Below are 18,995 nucleotides of genomic sequence, written 5' to 3' on the forward strand. Positions count from 1 at the left end.
CCTGGTATACAATTTCTCCAGGAGTTAGGCGATAATTGCCAAAAGTGGTAGGCAAACCTATCATCTGGGTTGCTAACATAATTTCTATAAATTGATAGGTATTTGACATATAAGTTACTACTGCATCAGGTTTTTTGTAACCGCGGTCCAGTAATGCGTTAGCTAACCTCACAGAGCGCTGCCACATTTCGGCATAGGTTTCGCTGAAACCCTCCATACGCAGAGCTATTTTCTCTGGTCTTTTCAGTACATTGCATCTGATAGAACTTATTCCATTATTGATAAGCGTTGTTTTACCTGGGTTCTTGCCAATAAAGTCCATAATAATACCCCCTAACTTTATCTATATGTTTAAAATACTGCATGATTAAATATTATAAAAATGTATAATTAAATATATAAACATAACCAATAAGATATAAATAAATAGAGGTAGGTCCATGGAGTTAAAGCATATTAAATACTTTTGCCTTGTTGCGGAAACTGAGAATGTGACCGCTGCGGCTGAAATTATAGATGTGTCGCAGCCGTACTTGACGAAAAAGATTAAACAGCTTGAAGGGGAACTTGGCGTTGATCTTTTTGATCATGTTGGCAGAAATATCAAGCTTAATCAGTACGGGAAGAGTTACTATAAGCATGCAAAAGCTGTATTAGAGACGCTTGCCAACGCACATGATGAGTTGAATGAATTAAAGGGGACTATGCACACAACATTTTTTCTCTATACTAATGTAAGTCTTTATATGCCAGGTTTGCTGGGTGCTTTTCGCAAACAAAATCCTGATCTCATACTGCTTCAGTCATCTGCTCACAGGGAAAGAATTATTGAAGCGCTGCTTGAGGAAGAGGCAGACTTTGCTATATGTACACCACCAATCGAGCATGAGAACATAGAGACACAGATCCTTTTTAAGGATACCGCTTTTGTGCTACTGCCTTCGGATCATCCTCTCCAGATGAAAGAATCCCTTTTGGTAAGTGATCTTAATAACGAAAACTTCATAATAACACCTGTCGGTTATGGTATGCGCGACAATATGGATCTCGTTTTCGCTAGTAAAGGTGTATACCCGCGCATCGTCATCGAGACCGCTGATTCTTCACTGGCACCATCCTATGTCAATGAAGGTGTAGGTATGGCTATGATACCTGGAAGGGTAGTTTACAATAACCAGCATCTAATCACAGAATGTAAGAAATTGGCCGATACTGATTATTTGGCTGATGTTTGTTTAAATTGGAAGAAAAGCCGCTTTAAAACCAACAACCACCAACGACTCATGGATTTTATGGTTAATTACTATTCCCCTAATGCAAAAGAGACTTAAATCAAAACTCTGTTGTTTAAAACCAGACTAATATGACAATCAACGCAGCAAATGAGACGACTATTATGCAATAGTCCGGAAGGGTTAATTCCATTTCATACAGGTAGGTTCTGCTCCCCCGCTGGTAGCCTCGGGCTTCCATAGCATCCACTAGGTCGTCGCAACGGCGTAAGACATTTATTAACAAAGGCGCTGCCAGGGATTTAATACCCCTTATCCTTTTCCTAATCCGGTAAGGGTTGAAATCATCGCCTCGTGCTTTCCGTGCTTCATTTATATTGTTCATTTCATCGAGCAGCGTCGGGATAAACCTCAAAGCCAGTGAAACCATCATGGCTATATCATGAGAAGAAGAACCAATAATTGGACGCAGCAACCGTTCCACTGCTATGGTAAGTTCGGATGGCTGGGTAGTCATAGTAAGAATCGATGCGGCTGCAACCAGCAATAGGAAACGCCATACCTGCAGAAGGCCAAGATTTAAACCTTGATAAGTGATCTGCAGCGAGCCAATCCCAAACCCTGGTAAAGGATATCCCGGGGTAAATAAGATATACATTATGAACAAGAAGAAAAATACCGGCATGGCTGGTTTAAGCGTTCGCATTAAGATCCCCAGGGGAATATGTGCCAATTGGGAGATGATTACGGTCAAACCTGTAATCAATAACAATCCAGAAATATTTATGCGTAATACAATGATGCTTAATATAATTACCGCAATGATTTTTACTCTTGGATCTCTGCGGTGAACCGGCGATTTCCGGGGAACATATTGCCCCAGGTTATTCATACCCTATCCCCTTCTAAGGCATATTACAATTGATAGAATCCTTCACTGACGCTGATAATGCGGCTATTTTTTCAGCAGCCTCTTTAATTGAAAAGATATTTGTCTCTAACTTTATGCCAGCCTGGTTCAGTTCCCATATCAATTCCGTGATTTTCGGCGGAGCCAGGTTCAAAGATTTCAGCCAATCTACACGGCTTAATATATTACGGGGGCTTCCGTCCGCAACGATTTCACCCTGGTTCATTACGATTACGCGGTCGGCAATAGCTGCTTCTTCCATATTGTGCGTGACATGTATTATACCGATGCCTTGATTCTTCAGTTGCAGCAATAGAGCCAGCACACTCTCTTTCCCTGCCGGGTCCAGAGATGAGGTGGGCTCGTCAACTACAATATAACTTGGATTCATGGACAGAAGCCCTGCCAGGGCCAAAAGCTGTTTTTCGCCACCCGAAAGGCTGTGAGGCGCACGGGTTTCAAAACCGGTTAAACCGACTTTTTCCAGTGCCAGGTCAACCCTTTTCCTGACCTCTGCGGCTGGTAAGCCCAGGTTGCCTGGACCAAAAGCCACATCTTCTTCTACACTCATCCCGATAATCTGGTTATCTGGATTCTGAAAAATCATTCCCACCTGGCGTCTGATTTCCAGCAGGCTTTTCTTACTGCGGGTATTAAGTCCGTTTACCTCCACATCACCCTCCAAAGGCGGCAGCAAGGCATTAAAATGCTTGACAAGTGTGGTTTTGCCGCATCCGTTAGGGCCAATAATTGCTGTATACTCTCCCTCGTTTAAGGTGGTATTGATAGCTTTTAGTACCGGTTCTTGATTCTTTTCATATAAGAATGTCAGGTTTTTAACCCTGATCATCTTGATTCAGCTCCTTGCAGGGTAAAGTATTTTCGTAATATGACAGCAAGCGGAACCGCAGCCAGTAGTTTGAGCAGGTCACCTAATAAGAAAGGAACCACACCCGCCAACAGCGCTTTAGCCAGTGAAAAATGTGCTATTATACAAAGCTGAAGTATTCCCAGCGTGTAAATCACCATATCTCCAACTATCAGAGCCAGGGCTATCCAAACCAGCCCGCCTTTACGCCTGGCTTCAACTATTTTTCCTATCACAAAGGCAGCGGCTATAAAGCCGATCAAATAACCCCCGGTAGGACCAAACAGGGTTCCCAGACCAGCCTGCCCCCCTGCAAAAACGGGCAAACCGATTATTCCCAGCAGTACATAAACGATCTGACTCAGCGCACCAGCATATCCACCCAGTAATACGCCGGCCAGACCGGTAAAAAAGGTTTGCAGCGTAATTGGAACCGGCTGCAGAGGGATCACAATGAAGGCCCCAACAGCCGTCAGGGCACCGAACATAGATGCATAAACCATTTGCCGCAAAGGACTGTACCTTTTAACCATTATTACACCTCTTTCATTTTGGTGAATTATACCAGGGGTTATGGAGACTTAGGCATTTGCAGCCTGACATGACTGATTGTCCCGGATTGCCATACAGCAAACCAGGTGTCCTGCGCAGGAATGACTAAAATCATTATGATAATTGATTAAACTATTGTCAACAAAATTACGTTATAATAGTTGACAATAGTATTTTAGGGGGCTGTCGATGGGGGCAAGACCGTTATCTCGCCTGATATTACGGTATGAATAATGCCGGAGTGGTCGCGGACCATAAGAAATCCGTTTTCGTCAATGCCGATGGCTTGTCCGCTAAGAAAACCGTTTATCGTATCTAACCTCACTTGCTGGCCGAGGACCAACGATAAATTTCTGCACTTTTGCAGAGTGGGCGCAAAATTACCCTCTGTTAATTGGAAATAGTAACCCTCAAATCTTGCCAACAAAGCCTGAAGCGTTTTGACTCTGGAAGCAGGTTGACCGTTTTCAGCCAGGGCTGAAGTGGCATTCATTTTAAAATCACTCGGAAAGTCTCCGGCCTGATTGTTTATATTCAGACCGATTCCGACTACAATAAATTCGATGCTATCCATGTCGGTAACAGCCTCTGCCAGTATTCCGGCCATTTTTTTATTGTTTACCAATATATCGTTGGGCCATTTAATTTTAGGTTGCAACTGCAAGTCTTTTTCCAGCGTTTCCGCTACAGCTGCTGCAGAAACCAGTGTAATCCGTGAAATATCCATTAATGGAAGCTTCGGACGCAAAACTATTGAGACATATATTCCTTGCCTGCCAGGCGAATACCAGTTCCGACCCCTGCGTCCCCGGCCTGCCGTTTGAGTTTCGGCCACCACCACGGTTCCTTCCGGATACCCTTCCGAGGCCAGTTCCCGAGCCAGGTTATTGGTAGAATCAATCTCCTGATAGTAAATGTAGTGTTGACGGCCAAATACCCTGGTTTCCAGACCTGGAAAGACTTCATCGGGCGATAGGAGATCCGGGGATGCGCTTAATCGATATCCCTTTTTGGAGGAAGACTCTATGCCATAACCCTCGGTTTGCAACCGTTTGACCTGTTTCCAAATAGTGGTCCGAGACACGTTAAGGATGTCACTTAAGGCTTCTCCTGATACCCAGGCACCCTCCTTCTCTTTCAGGGCATCTAAAATCTTCGGGCGAAAATCCATCCACAGCACCGTCCCAATTGTTAATCCAATAATTATATTATAGCTGACACTACCGTTAGGTATTTAGGTTCTCTAGTTTTAATCAGATTTAAACCTTCCCAGCGGGTTGAGCTGCGGCAGGGCTGCCACATTAAACCGTAGTAAACGTTAGTTCCGCTTTGAACAAGTCACCGTCGATCTTAACAGCAAATCTGCCGCCGCATATCTGGGTAAAGCTCTGGGCGATGGAGAGTCCTAATCCCGAGCCTTCGGTGGTTCTGGAACTATCCCCTCTCACGAAGCGCTGCAGGATTTCCTCTTCATCGAAATTCATTTCATTTCTGGCCACATTTTTAATACTGGCACAGGCTTGATTGCCTTCCACAGATAAATCTACAAATACCCGAGACCCTGGCAGGGAATATTTCAGAGCATTGGTGATAAGGTTTTCCCAAACCCGGTATAGTTTTTTCCCGTCACTATGGATATAAACCGGTTCGTCAGGGATGCTGAGCCGGAAAGTTAGTCCGGATTCGCATATGCGTTCGTCCATATCAGCCAGGGTTTGTTTTATCAAGCGCGCCAGGTCAAGCTGTTCCATGTCGACGGCGACATTGCCGCTGCTGGCTTTGGATAAGTCAAACAGGTCTTGAATCAGGTTTTTCAGACGTTCTGATTTTTGGTTAAGTATCTTTATATAATCCTGAACGGTTTCAGGCAGGTTGTCTTCTTTCCCCAGCAAATCCACATAACTGATTATGGATGTTAGAGGTGTTTTGAGATCGTGTGATACATTGGTGATGAGTTCGACTTTCATGCGTTCCGATTTCGTTCTCTCGGCAACGGCAGTATTTATGCCTTCCTGCAGCGCGTTGAGGTTCTGAGCAGCGGTATACATATCCGAAACAGCTGATAACTCCAGCCTGTTCTGCATATCACCTGATCTTATAAGTTCAATATGATCGATAAGTTTGCCCAGATCGTTAATGGTGCGGTTATATTGACGCAGGTATCGATAAATCAGGTATATCCCGGTTACTGTAATAAGCACAGCCAGAAGGAGTGCCTCCTTAATACCGTAATGATCGGCGAAAAAGGCCAGATAAACCGCCAGCAAAGCCAGCACAGCTTCTATCGCTGCCAGGGAATAGGCCCGTATCATCATCGACCGCTGCCAGGGATAATTCTTCTCGTATTTTCCATACCATTTAAGCGCAGAGTTCACCATGTTGTGTTTGAAAAAGGCACTGCGGTTAATCATTAAATCAATAATTATAACATAAAACCCCCACAAACATAAGAGGACAAAGGCAATTGTAGCGCCTTTGTCCAGGATTACGTTCAATAAATTGTAATTGATATTATCAGCCAGTATATTGGCTATATCATAATAACCAGCCCTTTGGACTGATATTGAGGTGTTAAACATTAAGAACAGCAATCCAAAAGATATCAATATTTTAAACTCCAGCCACACGTTTCCTGACCAGGAGGCTATTTTGCGGTCAAATTCTTTTTTACTCCGGCGCAGGATAAAAGCTATACCCAGAAATAATAACGCCGATGCAGCTACCGCCATAAAACTCCAACGGATATATTTAATCTGCCGCTGCTCCCAGTAATACATGGAACGCGAATAGGGATTCTTTACAAGCTGATCCTTAACAGCCAGCACTATCATATTTTCTTTATCCTCTGGATTATTGAATGTACTTAATTGGGGCAGAAGAGATTGATATCCGCTGTCGAGACGGTCAATATCGACTACTTTGCCATTATCTATTATCCACAGCCTGCCCTCATAATAGAACCAGCAGTATGTATACCCTTTCGGCAGATTAGGTAGTTTATCAGGTTGGGGATACGGCCCTTTTTCCTGGTTTGCTCTGCTGGTAAAAGAAAAATTGCCGAAAGTCATGGCAGGATTATGGGCAAAAATCCTCACGTTAAGTCCTTCGTCCCCTAATCTGTCTTCCGGTGTATTACTGTAGGTTTCTTCTCGGTTAAAGTCCTGGTTTGAATAGGTAGATATTTGATAAAAAAGTGCGTCAAAATAATGAAAGGTCCTTTCTTTAAAAAAGAAGCTGTTTCTATAATCGCCGTTACAAATGGTTTTTAGTGTCTCTATATTGTAATACCTGGTAATCTCTCGGCAGGAAAACAGAATGATGCCTATAAGATTCAAACCTATAAAAAACACACCCAGGCCGTAAGAGGTCTATATTTTTTCGATTTTGTATCCAATACCCCATACCACCTTCAAGTATTTTGGTTCACGAGGGTTTATTTCAATCTTTTCACGAATACGGCGAATGTGTACCATAACCGTATTTTCCGCTCCATAAGCTGGGGATTCCCACACCCGCTCATAAATCTCTTCGGCCGGGAAAATGCGTCCCAGGTTTCGCATTAAGAGTTCAACGATCCTGGTTTCCGTAGCGGTGAGCTTAACCGGTTCGCCATCCACGGTCAAAATATGACTATCCAAGCTGTAACATAACCCGCCGGACTGGAGAACATTTGCGTTTACCTGTCCATGTACATCCCCTAAATCCAAGTAACGCCGCAGCTGAGATTTTACCCTGGCCAATAACTCCAGGTTGTTAAATGGTTTGGTTACATAATCATCTGCACCAATGGATAGTCCCAGGATTTTGTCCGTATCTTCCGACTTGGCAGATATAATAATAATAGGTATGTTCTTCTCTTCCCGTATCTTAAAGGTGTAGATAAACCATCCAGTTTTGGCATCATTACATCCAAGATGATAAGATGGATACGCTGGCTTTGAATCATATCCAGGGCCTGCAGCCCATCGTAGGCCTGCAAAACCTCATAGCCTTCATTCTGCAGGTTGATGGCAATTGCCTTCACTATTTCCCGGTCGTCATCGACCACCAGTATTCGCTGTTTTTCCATCAATAACACTCCGTTTATATATAAACTACTGCTATTGAATTTACATTAGGTTTAACAACTTAAGAAAAACCGGCTGGAATTCTTAAATATTCCTTACATTTTAACAGTATCAGGATAAGCCCTGCTCTATTTCTTCAATTATATAATTTTGGCAACTAGGGCGGGGAACTTTTTAATGTCTGCGCAGCTTTTCTATTTCATTCAACCAAATTTTATAACTGGCGTCACTGACCATGCGCCAATCGCCTCGGGGGGAAAGGCTGACCGAACCTACCTTGACTCCGTCTGGCATACAAGAACGCTTAAATTGCTGGGTAAAAAAGCGTTTATAAAACACCTCCAGGCTGTCAATAAGCACCTGCCTGTCAATATCCTGAAAGGCGATCTCGGCCAGACAGATAATTTTGGCCGGACTAAATCCATGGCGAAGAAAATAATAGAGAAAGAAATCATGCAGATCATATGAACCTAAAATCTCTTCAGTTATTTGTTTGATGTTTCCCTTCTCATCGAGCGGAAGCAGTTCCGGACTAATCGGAGTATTAAGAATGTCCTCCAGCACTTTTTTAATATGGGGTTCAGCTGATTCGGCAACCCAGGCTACCAGGTATTTAACCAGGGTTTTAGGAACACCTGCATTAACAGCGTACATACTCATATGATCACCATTGTAGGTGCACCATCCCAGGGCTGATTCTGATAAATCTCCGGTTCCTACTACCAGTCCCCCTTCCTGGTTGGCTATGTTCATTAAAATCTGGGTTCTCTCTCTGGACTGAATGTTTTCATAGGTTGAATCGTGTTCAAGGGGGTTATGATTGATGTCCTGCATATGCTGCAGGCAGGCGTTTTGAATAGATATTTCTTTAACTGTTATTCCCATCTCCCGCATGAGGCTATAGAATTGTTATAGGTACGAATAGATGTTCCAAACCCGGGCATAGATACGCCGATAATATTTTCTAAAGGTCGTTTCAGCTGATTATAGGCCTGACAGGATACCAGCAGGGCTAAGGTCGAGTCAAGCCCTCCGGAAATTCCCAATACTGCTTTATTAATGCCCGTTTTTTCCAAGCGCTGGGCCAATCCGGCGGCTTGAATATTAAATATGTCTGAGCATCGTTTACTTCTATTTCGCTTATTAAAAGGTACAAATGGCTGCGGGTCGACTCGGCGGCGAAGACCGTTTACTGTGTTATTTAATTGAAAATACACAACATTATATTTGTGTTCATCTACCCTGCCCATAAATGAATTAAATTTTCTGCGGTCATTCATTAACTTCTCAATGTCAATATCTTCAATCAGCAGGGTACCATCAAAATTCATCCAGTCTTCCTGAAGCAAAATGCCATTTTCAGCGATCATAGCATGTCCGCCAAAAACAACATCAGTGGTAGATTCACCGGGTCCGGCCGAGGCATACAGGTAAGCTGCCATACACCTGGCTGACTGTCCCTTAACCAGGTTCCTGCGGTATTCTGTCTTACCGACACTTTCATTGCTGGCGGACAGGTTCAAAATCATGTTGGCACCGTATTGGGCGTGATAAGAACTGGGAGGGATAGGCGCCCACAGATCTTCACAGATTTCTATTCCTATTACCAGCTCAGAGCCTGCATCTTTAAACAACAGCCATTCGTTAAAGGGTACCGACTGTCCGCAAAGGCTTATTCCCTCAGATATGCGGTTTATTGATGAAGCAAACCATCGTTTTTCGTAAAATTCGTTATAGTTGGGAATAAAGGTTTTGGGAACGACTCCTAAAATCCGGCCATGTGAAAATACGACAGCACAATTGAATAATTGATTGTCTGCCGGTATCGGCATTCCTACTATGATTACCATATCAAGCTCTTTGGTTTCCTGCAGCAAATATGATAGTTCCTTTTCCCCTGCCTGCAGCAGCAATGGCTGATTAAAAAGGTCTCCATTACTGTAACCGGTCATACTCAGTTCAGGGAATAATAGGACTTGAACCTGTTCGGAACTGGCTTTGACGATGAAATTTATTATTTGTTGGCGATTAAACGTCGGATTTGCTATTTCCAGCTTTGGTACGGCTGCTCCTGCCCGGATAAAACCAAGTTCTTTTAAGGACGGCACAAAATATTCTCTCCCTCTCCATTGAAGATATTTATTTTAAACGATGGTGATTCGGTATTCTTTCAACCAGAAATCAATTTGCACCAGGTACGCTAATAATTGAGGCGCATTCATAAGCTGGCCAAACCAGGGTATATCGGTATCCCTCCTAACTGAAAGGGCCAGGTCACGTACTGTTTCTGAATTAATTAAAGGCAATATAGGCGAAGTGGGATCATCAAGTATAGATAAAATCAGCCCCCTGACCGCTGCAATAAAAGAAGGGTTATGTGTTTTAGGGTAAGGGCTTTTTTCCCTCCACAGTACATCTTCAGGAAGTATGCCCTTTAAGGCCAGCCTTAACAGCCCCTTTTCCCGGTTATTATAATTTTTCATCGTCCAGGGCACGTTCCATACATATTCCACCAGCCTGTGATCACAAAAAGGCACACGCAGTTCTAACCCTGCTGCCATACTCATCCGGTCTTTCCGGTCTAACAGAGTAGGCATCCATCGCGTTAAATTCAAATAAAACAATTCCCGCATTTGCGCATCTATGGGTTCATCCTCTGCCAGGCGAGGCGTCTCTTCAATAGCTTCTCGATATCTTTGGGTTACATACTCCTCTGCTTTAATCAAGCGGATCAGATCTTTTGAATATAATTTCGTGCGTATATCCAGGCGTTGAGACCAGGGAAACAAATTCTTTGCAGATGTATTATAAAACCACGGATATCCTCCAAAAACCTCATCCGCACATTCCCCTGAGATACCGACAGTTGCTTGATTTTTAATCCAACGGCTGAATAACCACAGGGATGAATCTATATCTGTCATACCCGGCAAATCGCGGGCAATTACAGCGGGAAAGAGAGATTCGACCAGTTCGGGTGTATCAATTAAATAGGAAGCGTGCCTGGTTCCCAGATATTCTGATACCTTGTTAACCCAGGGGGCGTCAGCATGAGGCTGAAATCTGCCGGCTTTGAAATACTGGTCGTTACCAACATAATCAACGGAAAAGGTTTTTATAGCTTCCTGATTTTCATTTCTATATACCTCTGATGCCACCGCGGTAATAGCGCTGGAATCCAGCCCTCCAGACAACAGTGCACATAACGGTACATCTGATATTAACTGGCGTTTTATTGCATCAAAAACTAATTCTTTAACTGTATCTACGGTCTGTTCAAAACTGTCTTCATGAGTATGACTGTTCAGAGACCAATATTGCCGGGATCTTATTCCTTTTTGGTCAACATGCATATAGTTACCGGGTTTTAATTCATGTATTCCTGAAAAAACTCCATGTCCAGGTGTGCGGGCGGGTCCTAAAGCAAATATTTCCGCCAAGCCTTCCTGGTTGACCCTGGCAGATACCAGCGGATGTGAAAGGATTGCCTTTATCTCGGAAGCAAAGAGGAATGAACCGCCTTTTTGCCAGTAAAATAAAGGCTTAACCCCTAAACGGTCTCTGGCCAAAAACAGCCGTTTTCTATCATCATCCCAGATAGCAAAGGCAAAAATACCGTTCAGCTTATAAACGCATTTTTCCCCCCATTCGATATAGGCTTTGAGAAGCACCTCGGTGTCAGACCAGCCCTCGAAATTATAGCCTTTGCCGGTCAATACCTGCCGGATATCTTCGGTATTATATAATTCGCCGTTATAAACCAGGGTATATTTATAATTACCATTTGCAGAAACCATGGGTTGTTTGCCGCCCTCTGGATCAACCACTACCAGGCGGCGGTGTCCCAGAGCAGCCTGTTCACTGAACCAAAAGCCTTCAGCATCCGGGCCTCGGTGAACAAGCTGATCTGCCATGTTTTTAATTATTTCCATAACATCTTCAGATCGATCCTTAAAACCAACCCAGCCAACAATTCCGCACATTTATTATTGCCCTCCCAATAAAAGGCGCTCTGATAAAGCCTTGCGGCCATTATCAGAGCGCCTTTGCTCAAATCATCACCAGTGTTATTATATGGCGGGAGGGCTTATTTGTTTACAAGTATATTTTTGTTTGGCTTGGGCAGAATTATATCTGCAGTGAACTCATTTCCCCATAGTAATATGCGTCTTCCCCATGCTGGGTAATGTCTAAACCAGTTTCTTCCTCTTCTTCCGATACCCGCAGGGGTGCAAACCAGCTTAAAACTTTAAGTATAATAAATGTAGCCAGGGATGCGAAAGCAATGGTAGCCGCGACCGCGATCAGCTGCACTAATAGCTGGTGGGGATTGCCGTATAATAATCCATCATATCCTGCGGGGTTAATTCCGGCAGATGAGAATACCCCGGTAGCTAGAGCTCCGAATATTCCGCCCACCCCGTGAATGCCAAATGCATCGAGAGAATCGTCATATCCCAGCTTGAATTTCATTTTACTTACCGCAAAATAACATAACGGTCCTACAATAAGTCCCATTAAAAGTGAGCTAACTGGGCTTACAAACCCTGCCGCCGGTGTTATGGCCACCAGACCTGCGACTACACCACTGGCAACCCCCAGAGAAGTTGGTTTGCATGATGTATCCACTCCGCTGCTGCCCAACTTATAGCCCCCGCTGCAGCACAGGTATTGGTTACCAGGAAAGCGTGGCCAGCCAATCCATTAGCTCCCAGAGCGCTGCCGGCATTAAAACCGAACCATCCAAACCATAGAAGACCTGCTCCCAGCATAGTGAAAGGCAGATTATGCGGCGTCATAGGCTCAGTCTTGGCTGCATGCCGTTTACCAAGGATTAAACAGGCGACTAACCCGGAAATACCAGAGCTGATATGAACTACCGTGCCACCGGCAAAATCTAACGCTCCCAGATTGCGCAGCCAGCCGTCTGCACCCCAAACCCAGTGAGCCAGCGGGTCATATACCAGAGTAGTCCATAAAAGCACAAAGGCTACAAAAATCGGAAAACGCAGTCTTTCCGCAAAGGCTCCCGAAATTAAAGCAACCGTTATAATTGCAAACATTAACTGAAACAGAACAAATACGTGATGAGGAATAGTCGCTGCATAAGCAGGGTTAGGATCTCCGGTTATTCCTCTCATCCCCAGCCACTGCAGACCTCCGATAAAGTGATGGATATCAGGTCCAAATCCCAGGGTATAACCAATTATCACCCATTGCGCTGATACCAGGGCCATGGCGGTGAAACACTGCATAATTATGCTCAGTACATTCTTTTTTCGAACCATTCCCCCATAAAAAAGCGCTAATCCGGGTGTCATAATCATCACCAGGGCTGTACAGATAATAATAAAGGCTGTATCCCCGGTATCAATAGCGGGCGCATCCGCTGCTGCGGCTGTAACAGGAAGCCCCAATATTGATACCGTCAACAATATTAGCAACACCATCCATTTGCATTTTATTGTCATTTTATCCCCTCATTTCTATATGGATTTTTGTAAGGAATTCAAGTTATCGCAACATCTAAATGTGTAAAAATCAAAAGAATAAAAAAACGCTTACGTTTAGGGATGTATCCCTTTTAATAAGCGCCATTGCTTATATAGAGTTATTGTTTTTTCTATAATGCTGCTCCGCCTTCTTCGCGGGTACTGATACGAATAATCCTTTCCACTGGATAGACAAAAATTTTGCCGTCCCCTTTTTTACCGGTTTTACAAATGTTGAGAATTTGCGATATTACATTCTCAACCGATTCATCCTGGCAAACAATTTCCAGTTTAACTTTGGGAAACAAATCAACCGAATGTTCCTGCCCTCGATAATAATGTTTTTCGGCTGTTTGCAATCCTCGTCCTTTGACATCATAAATAGTCATTCCTCGGATACCGATCTTATCCAGAGCTGATTTAACCTCTTCTAGTTTAGTAGGCCTGATAATTGCCTCAATTTTTTTCACTCCAACTACCTCCTTCTTTTTCGAATAAGGAAGATGATTAAAAGTTATTGGCAAAAAACAAAAAAGGAGTTTACCGCTTTCCTGGCCACAGAAAGCAATAAACTCCTTCGTTTATTTTCTGCCCATATATAACTTTACAATGCAAGTATAACAAGACACATATTATTCGTAAATAGATTGAGCCAGATTATATTGTATACCTCATCAAGCGGTTGTTAATGAACTGGATTATTATATTCCCACTGTTCCTGTAAAAACCATCTCTGGTTTTCCGGTCATAAAAACTGTATCCTCAGTATATTTAACTATCAGGCTGCCGCCTTTGAGTTTAACCACTATATGTTGATTTTTATTGCAATAGCCGTTAAGAACCGCGGCAACCACAGCAGCACAGGCGCTGGTTCCGGCTGATAAAGTTTCACCGTTTCCGCGTTCCCAAACCCGCATTTTTATAGTATTCGGATCAATAACCGTTACGAATTCCAAATTCACTCTTTCTGGAAACAGATCTGCATATTCAAAAGCCGAGCCAATTTCATTCAAATCTATGTTTTCCAGACTCTCGGTGAAGAGAACACAATGCGGGTTTCCCATGGACACGCAGGTTATACGATAATCCCGCCCGGCGATTGTGACGGGTTTATTAATAATTACCTCACCTGGCAGCCGTACAGGAATCTCTTCGGGCTTAAGCCGGGCCGGACCCATATCCACACAGACTGAATTTACCCTGTCATTCTGCACATAAAGTTTCAGTTTTTTTATCCCGCTGAGGGTTTCTATGCAAATCTCGTCTTTGACAGCGATTTTATGGTCGTACAGGTAAGCTCCGATGCAAACAAGGGCATTGCCGCTGATTTTGCTTTCGCTGCCATCCACATTGAACATCTCCATTCTGGCATCTGCCTTATCTGAAGGGCAGATCAACACCATTCCATCACAACCGATTCCATAATGCCTATCAGATAAATATACACTCAAGGATTCCGGGCTGATTACATTCTGATGAAAACAGTTGAAATAAATGTAATCATTGCCGCAGGACTGCATTTTGCTAAAGTTAAGCTGCAGCCGTTCACTGCGCAGGTTATTGATATCTACCAACTCTGTATTGCTCTGGGAATAACGGCTTTTTAGGCTGTTGGCCAGGGCATTTGCCGTATCCAACGAGGTTAGACAAGGAATGGCACGTTCCACTGCCAAACGCCGGATTTTTACGCTGTCCCGGCTGGGCAGCCGCCCCTTGGAGGATGTGGAAATAATATAATTGAATGTGCCGCTCTCCAAAAGTGTCTGGATATTATCGTTATCCGCTTCATGTATCTTCTTGACCGTGATTACCTGCAAACCAGCTTGTTCTAATAACTTGGCTGTTCCGCGAGTAGCATACAAGGTGAAACCTAACTCAGCATATTTTTTAGCGATATCAACAATTTCGGCTTTATCACTATCCCTTACAGTAATAAGGACTCCGCCTTGTTTCACCATCTTGTAACCGGCCGCGGCCAGTCCCTTATACAGAGCTTCAGCTAAAGTCTTGCCAATACCCAGAACTTCACCGGTGGATTTCATCTCTGGCCCCAGATGCACATCCACATCTATCAATTTTTCGAACGAAAATACCGGTACTTTGACGGCGATATATGGAGCGTCTTATACAGCCCCGTACCATAGCCCATGTCTTTTAATTTTTCGCCCAGCATGCTCTGGAGGCCAGTTCAACCATCGGCACTCCGGTAACCTTGCTGATATAGGGTATTGTTCGCGAGGAACGAGGATTTACTTCGATTACATATATTTCTCCTGCATGAATGAGATACTGAATATTTATCAGTCCCTGGGTATTCAGAGCCAGAGCTATTTTTTTAGAATAGGATATCACCTGTTCAATTATTTCCCCGCTCAGGTTGAAGGCAGGATATACGGCGATAGAATCGCCGGAGTGGATACCGGCCCGCTCAATATGTTCCATGATGCCAGGGATGAGGATATCTTCGCCATCACAGATGGCATCTACTTCAACTTCTATGCCCATCAAATATTTATCAATCAGGACCGGATTTTCAATATTATAAGATAAAATAATGTCCATATATTCTTTTATGTCATCATCATTGAAGGCAATTATCATATTTTGCCCGCCCAGAACATAAGAAGGCCGCATCAGCACCGGATATTCAAGCTTGTTGGCAGCATGCAGAGCTTCAGGGGTGTTCATTACCGTATATCCCTGGGGACGTTTGAGGGACAAGCTTTCCAGCAAACCATCAAAACGCTCTCTATCCTCGGCAGCGTCTATGCTATCTGCTGGTGTGCCCAGTATTTTAACCCCCTGGGCTTCCAGAAATCTGGTTAACTTGATTGCCGTCTGTCCTCCGAATGAAACCACTACGCCGTAAGGCTGTTCGGTATGAATAACATTCATAACATCTTCATTAGTAAGAGGTTCAAAATACAGGCGATCAGCGGTATCAAAATCTGTAGATACAGTTTCCGGGTTGTTGTTGATGATAACAACGTCATAACCTGCTTTTTGCAGCGCCCATACACAATGCACAGACGCGTAATCAAACTCTATGCCCTGACCGATACGTATAGGTCCGGACCCCAAAACTATAATAGTTTTATTGCCGGTATTTCTTGATCGAATGAATTGTTCAGCTTCATTGACCTCATCATAGGTAGAATAAAAATATGGTGTCTCAGCCTCAAATTCAGCCGCGCAGGTATCCACCATTTTATAAACGGCATGCAGGGGCCGCTTAATACTGTCACCGGAAATCTGTGCGATGACTATATCTGGATAGCCGAGTTTTTTGGCATTATGATACAATTCTTGTGTCAGGGGGCCAACAGCCAGATTTCGTTCCAGTGACGCCAGGTTAGCCAGTTTATGCAGAAACCAAGGATCAACCGCGGTCAATTTGTGAATATCATCAACTGCAATACCTCTGTGCAGGGCTTCAAAAATTACGAAAAGCCTTTCATCATCACAATTAGCCAGCAATGCTTTAATCTGTTCATTATTGAGTTCCTTAAGTTTGGGCAGGTTAAGACTATTAAGAGAAATCTCCGCTCCCCTTACAGCTTTCATAATAGCCTGTTCAAAGCTCGTTCCGATGGCCATTACCTCACCGGTGGCCTTCATTTGCGTACCAAGGGTGCGCTTGGCGTAAACAAATTTATCAAAAGGCCACTTGGGCAGTTTGACAACTACATAATCCAGGGCCGGTTCAAAACAGGCATAGGTCTTTCCGGTTACAGCGTTTTTAATCTCATCCAGCGTGTATCCCACCGCTATTTTGGCTGCTACCTTGGCAATCGGATATCCGGTAGCTTTGGAAGCCAGAGCCGAGGAACGAGAGACTCTGGGGTTAACTTCAATTACAGCATATGCAAAACTATCTGGATGTAAAGCAAACTGACAGTTGCAGCCGCCTTCCACTTCCAGTGCGTTAATAATATTTAAGGCTGCCGAACGCAGCATCTGATATTCTTTATCCGCAAGGGTTACTGCGGGGGCGATAACGATGCTATCGCCGGTATGCACGCCTACAGGATCAAAGTTTTCCATGCTGCAGACGGTTATGGCATTGCCCAAACGGTCCCGCATCACTTCAAATTCTATCTCTTTCCATCCTGCAATACATTGTTCTACAAGGATCTGGTTAATGGGTGAAATCCTCAGTCCCTGGGCGGCGGTTTCCCGCAGTTCCTTTTCGTTATGGGCAATACCCCCGCCTGTTCCTCCCAGGGTAAAGGCGGGGCGAACAATTACGGGATATGAAATCTCTTCGGCAAATGCCAGGGCTGAGGGGATATCGTTCACTACCAGAGACGGAACAACCGGTTCGCCAATAGACATCATGGTATCCTTGAACATCTGCCTGTCTTCGGCTTTGTCAATGGTAGAAGGATTTGCGCCCAGTAACCTTACCCCATGCTGTTCCAGAAAACCTTCTTTGGCTAACTGCATGGATAAGGTCAGGCCGGTTTGTCCGCCAAGGGTAGACAGAATGCTGTCCGGGCGTTCCTTAATAATTATCCTTTTAATGGTGTCCAATGTTAAAGGTTCGATGTAGATATGGTCGGCCATAACCTTGTCGGTCATAATCGTAGCGGGATTAGAATTCACTAAAACTACTTCGAGGCCTTCTTCTTTTAAGGCCCGGCAGGCTTGAGTCCCGGCATAGTCAAATTCAGCCGCCTGGCCTATTACAATAGGCCCTGAGCCAATTACCAGCACTTTTTTGATTTCTTGATTTAGCGTCATTTTGAGCACTCCTTCATAAGATCAATAAATTGATCGAACAAAAAGCTGGTATCTTTAGGACCTGCTGAGGCCTCGGGGTGAAACTGGGTTGAAAAAGCGGGCATATTGAGATATTCGATACCTTCACAGGTACCGTCATTAACATTGGCAAAACTTATAGTGGCTATATCAGGAAGGGTATCTGACACAACCGCATAGCCATGATTCTGGCTGGTTATATATATACTGCCGGTTTTAATGTATTTAACAGGCTGGTTGGCGCCACGATGTCCGTATTTAAGTTTAGCGGTTTGTGCTCCCTGTGATAAAGCCAACAGCTGATGACCCAGCAAATGCCAAAAATAGGTATTCCTGATGTACACAATCTGGCCATCTGTTCGATTATTTCTACATTATCCGCTGGATCGCCAGGCCCGTTAGAAAGCATAATTCCATCCGGTTTTAATTTTATAATATCATCGGCACTGGTGCGCGCAGGGATAACAATTACTTCACATCCCCGTTTCGCCAGCTCGCGGCGGATATTTTCCTTGGCGCCAAAATCCCACAGCACTACTCTGAATCCGCCGGGATCGCCTTTGTAAACTGAAATTTCGTTAGTACTCATAGCCTCAACAGCATTAATTATCCGGTAGTTTTTTATTTCAATCATTATTTCATCAAGTTTATCAAGGCTGTTAGTAATTTTAGCATTCATAACCCCAACCTCCCGGATAACCTTGGTTAGCTCCCGGGTGTCAATTCCATAAACGCCAACGATATTATGAAGCTTTAGGAAGGTGTCAAGTTCACCATCACTGCGAAAATTAGAGGGGACTTGACACCACTCCCGCACAATATAGGCTTTAATTTTGGGTGAAGGGCTTTCAAAATCTGAGGGAATGATGCCGTAGTTTCCAATCAGAGGAAAGGTTTGCACTACAATCTGTCCATAATAGCTGGGGTCAGTCAATGTTTCCAAATACCCGGTCATTCCGGTTGTAAAGACAATCTCTCCCAGTGCCTCCCCTTCTGCTCCAAATGGCTTACCTGTAAATATCTGACCGTTTTCCAGAACTATAAAACTGTTTTGGCTCATCCCTGACGACTCCTTCTCGTTTAACGATCCGAACAGCTATTATTCTTCCATAA

Annotated in this window: 9 protein-coding genes and 5 pseudogenes; 1 reads left to right on the forward strand and 13 read right to left on the reverse strand. The window is 43.9% G+C overall.

What is annotated here, in order from left to right:
• The coding region (locus JCM14374_RS09260; RefSeq protein ID WP_157049061.1) for an AMP-binding protein at nt 1–322 on the reverse strand (322 nt) is incomplete at its 3' end.
• A gap of 118 nt (nt 323–440) precedes the next feature.
• On the opposite strand from JCM14374_RS09260, the gene JCM14374_RS09265 reads away from it, so the two are divergent.
• Nucleotides 441–1,331 (forward strand): LysR family transcriptional regulator, encoded by an 891-nt coding sequence (locus tag JCM14374_RS09265; RefSeq protein ID WP_054696423.1) that lies wholly within the window; start codon nt 441–443, stop codon nt 1,329–1,331.
• Nucleotides 1,332–1,347: 16 nt separating this feature from the next.
• Here the strand turns inward: JCM14374_RS09265 and JCM14374_RS09270 are convergent, their stop codons facing one another.
• From JCM14374_RS09270 to JCM14374_RS09330, 12 genes and pseudogenes are all read right to left on the reverse strand, one after another.
• Complete coding sequence (locus JCM14374_RS09270) at nt 1,348–2,124, reverse strand: energy-coupling factor transporter transmembrane component T family protein (RefSeq protein WP_054696426.1); 777 nt, start codon at nt 2,122–2,124, stop codon at nt 1,348–1,350.
• Nucleotides 2,125–2,137: 13 nt separating this feature from the next.
• Nucleotides 2,138–2,992 carry an energy-coupling factor transporter ATPase gene (locus tag JCM14374_RS09275; RefSeq protein WP_054696429.1) on the reverse strand — a complete coding sequence of 285 codons (855 nt, stop codon included), beginning with the start codon at nt 2,990–2,992 and terminating at the stop codon, nt 2,138–2,140.
• On the reverse strand, nt 2,989–3,543 hold the full coding sequence (locus JCM14374_RS09280; protein ID WP_054696433.1) for a biotin transporter BioY: 555 nt from the start codon (nt 3,541–3,543) through the stop codon (nt 2,989–2,991). Before JCM14374_RS09280 ends, JCM14374_RS09275 begins: the two co-directional genes overlap by 4 nt.
• Before the next feature lie 194 nt (nt 3,544–3,737).
• A complete protein-coding gene (locus JCM14374_RS09285; protein WP_054696437.1) occupies nt 3,738–4,733 on the reverse strand; it encodes a biotin--[acetyl-CoA-carboxylase] ligase in 996 nt (331 codons plus the stop codon).
• 130 nt (nt 4,734–4,863) lie between these two features.
• Complete coding sequence (locus JCM14374_RS09290; RefSeq protein WP_157049062.1) at nt 4,864–6,912, reverse strand: sensor histidine kinase; 2,049 nt, start codon at nt 6,910–6,912, stop codon at nt 4,864–4,866.
• An 18-nt stretch (nt 6,913–6,930) separates the two neighbouring features.
• Nucleotides 6,931–7,631, reverse strand: a pseudogene (locus JCM14374_RS09295) (response regulator transcription factor).
• Nucleotides 7,632–7,803: 172 nt separating this feature from the next.
• Nucleotides 7,804–9,737, reverse strand: a pseudogene (locus tag JCM14374_RS09300) (NAD(+) synthase).
• 36 nt (nt 9,738–9,773) lie between these two features.
• Nucleotides 9,774–11,612, reverse strand: coding sequence for an asparagine synthase (glutamine-hydrolyzing) (asnB, locus tag JCM14374_RS09305; protein ID WP_054696444.1), 1,839 nt, complete (start codon nt 11,610–11,612; stop codon nt 9,774–9,776).
• Nucleotides 11,613–11,757: 145 nt separating this feature from the next.
• A pseudogene (locus JCM14374_RS09310) lies at nt 11,758–13,094 on the reverse strand (ammonium transporter).
• Between the two features lie 158 nt (nt 13,095–13,252).
• Nucleotides 13,253–13,591, reverse strand: a complete 339-nt coding sequence (locus JCM14374_RS09315; protein WP_054696447.1) for a P-II family nitrogen regulator — start codon at nt 13,589–13,591, stop codon at nt 13,253–13,255.
• Between the two features lie 231 nt (nt 13,592–13,822).
• Nucleotides 13,823–17,864 (reverse strand): annotated as a pseudogene (gene carB, locus JCM14374_RS09325) (carbamoyl-phosphate synthase large subunit).
• Nucleotides 17,861–18,942, reverse strand: a pseudogene (locus JCM14374_RS09330) (carbamoyl phosphate synthase small subunit). The pseudogenes carB and JCM14374_RS09330 overlap by 4 nt, the downstream one beginning before the upstream one ends.
• Nucleotides 18,943–18,995 lie beyond the last annotated feature (53 nt).

The organism is Syntrophomonas palmitatica JCM 14374 (assembly GCF_001311885.1).
Classification (GTDB): Bacteria; Bacillota; Syntrophomonadia; order Syntrophomonadales; family Syntrophomonadaceae; genus Syntrophomonas_A; species Syntrophomonas_A palmitatica.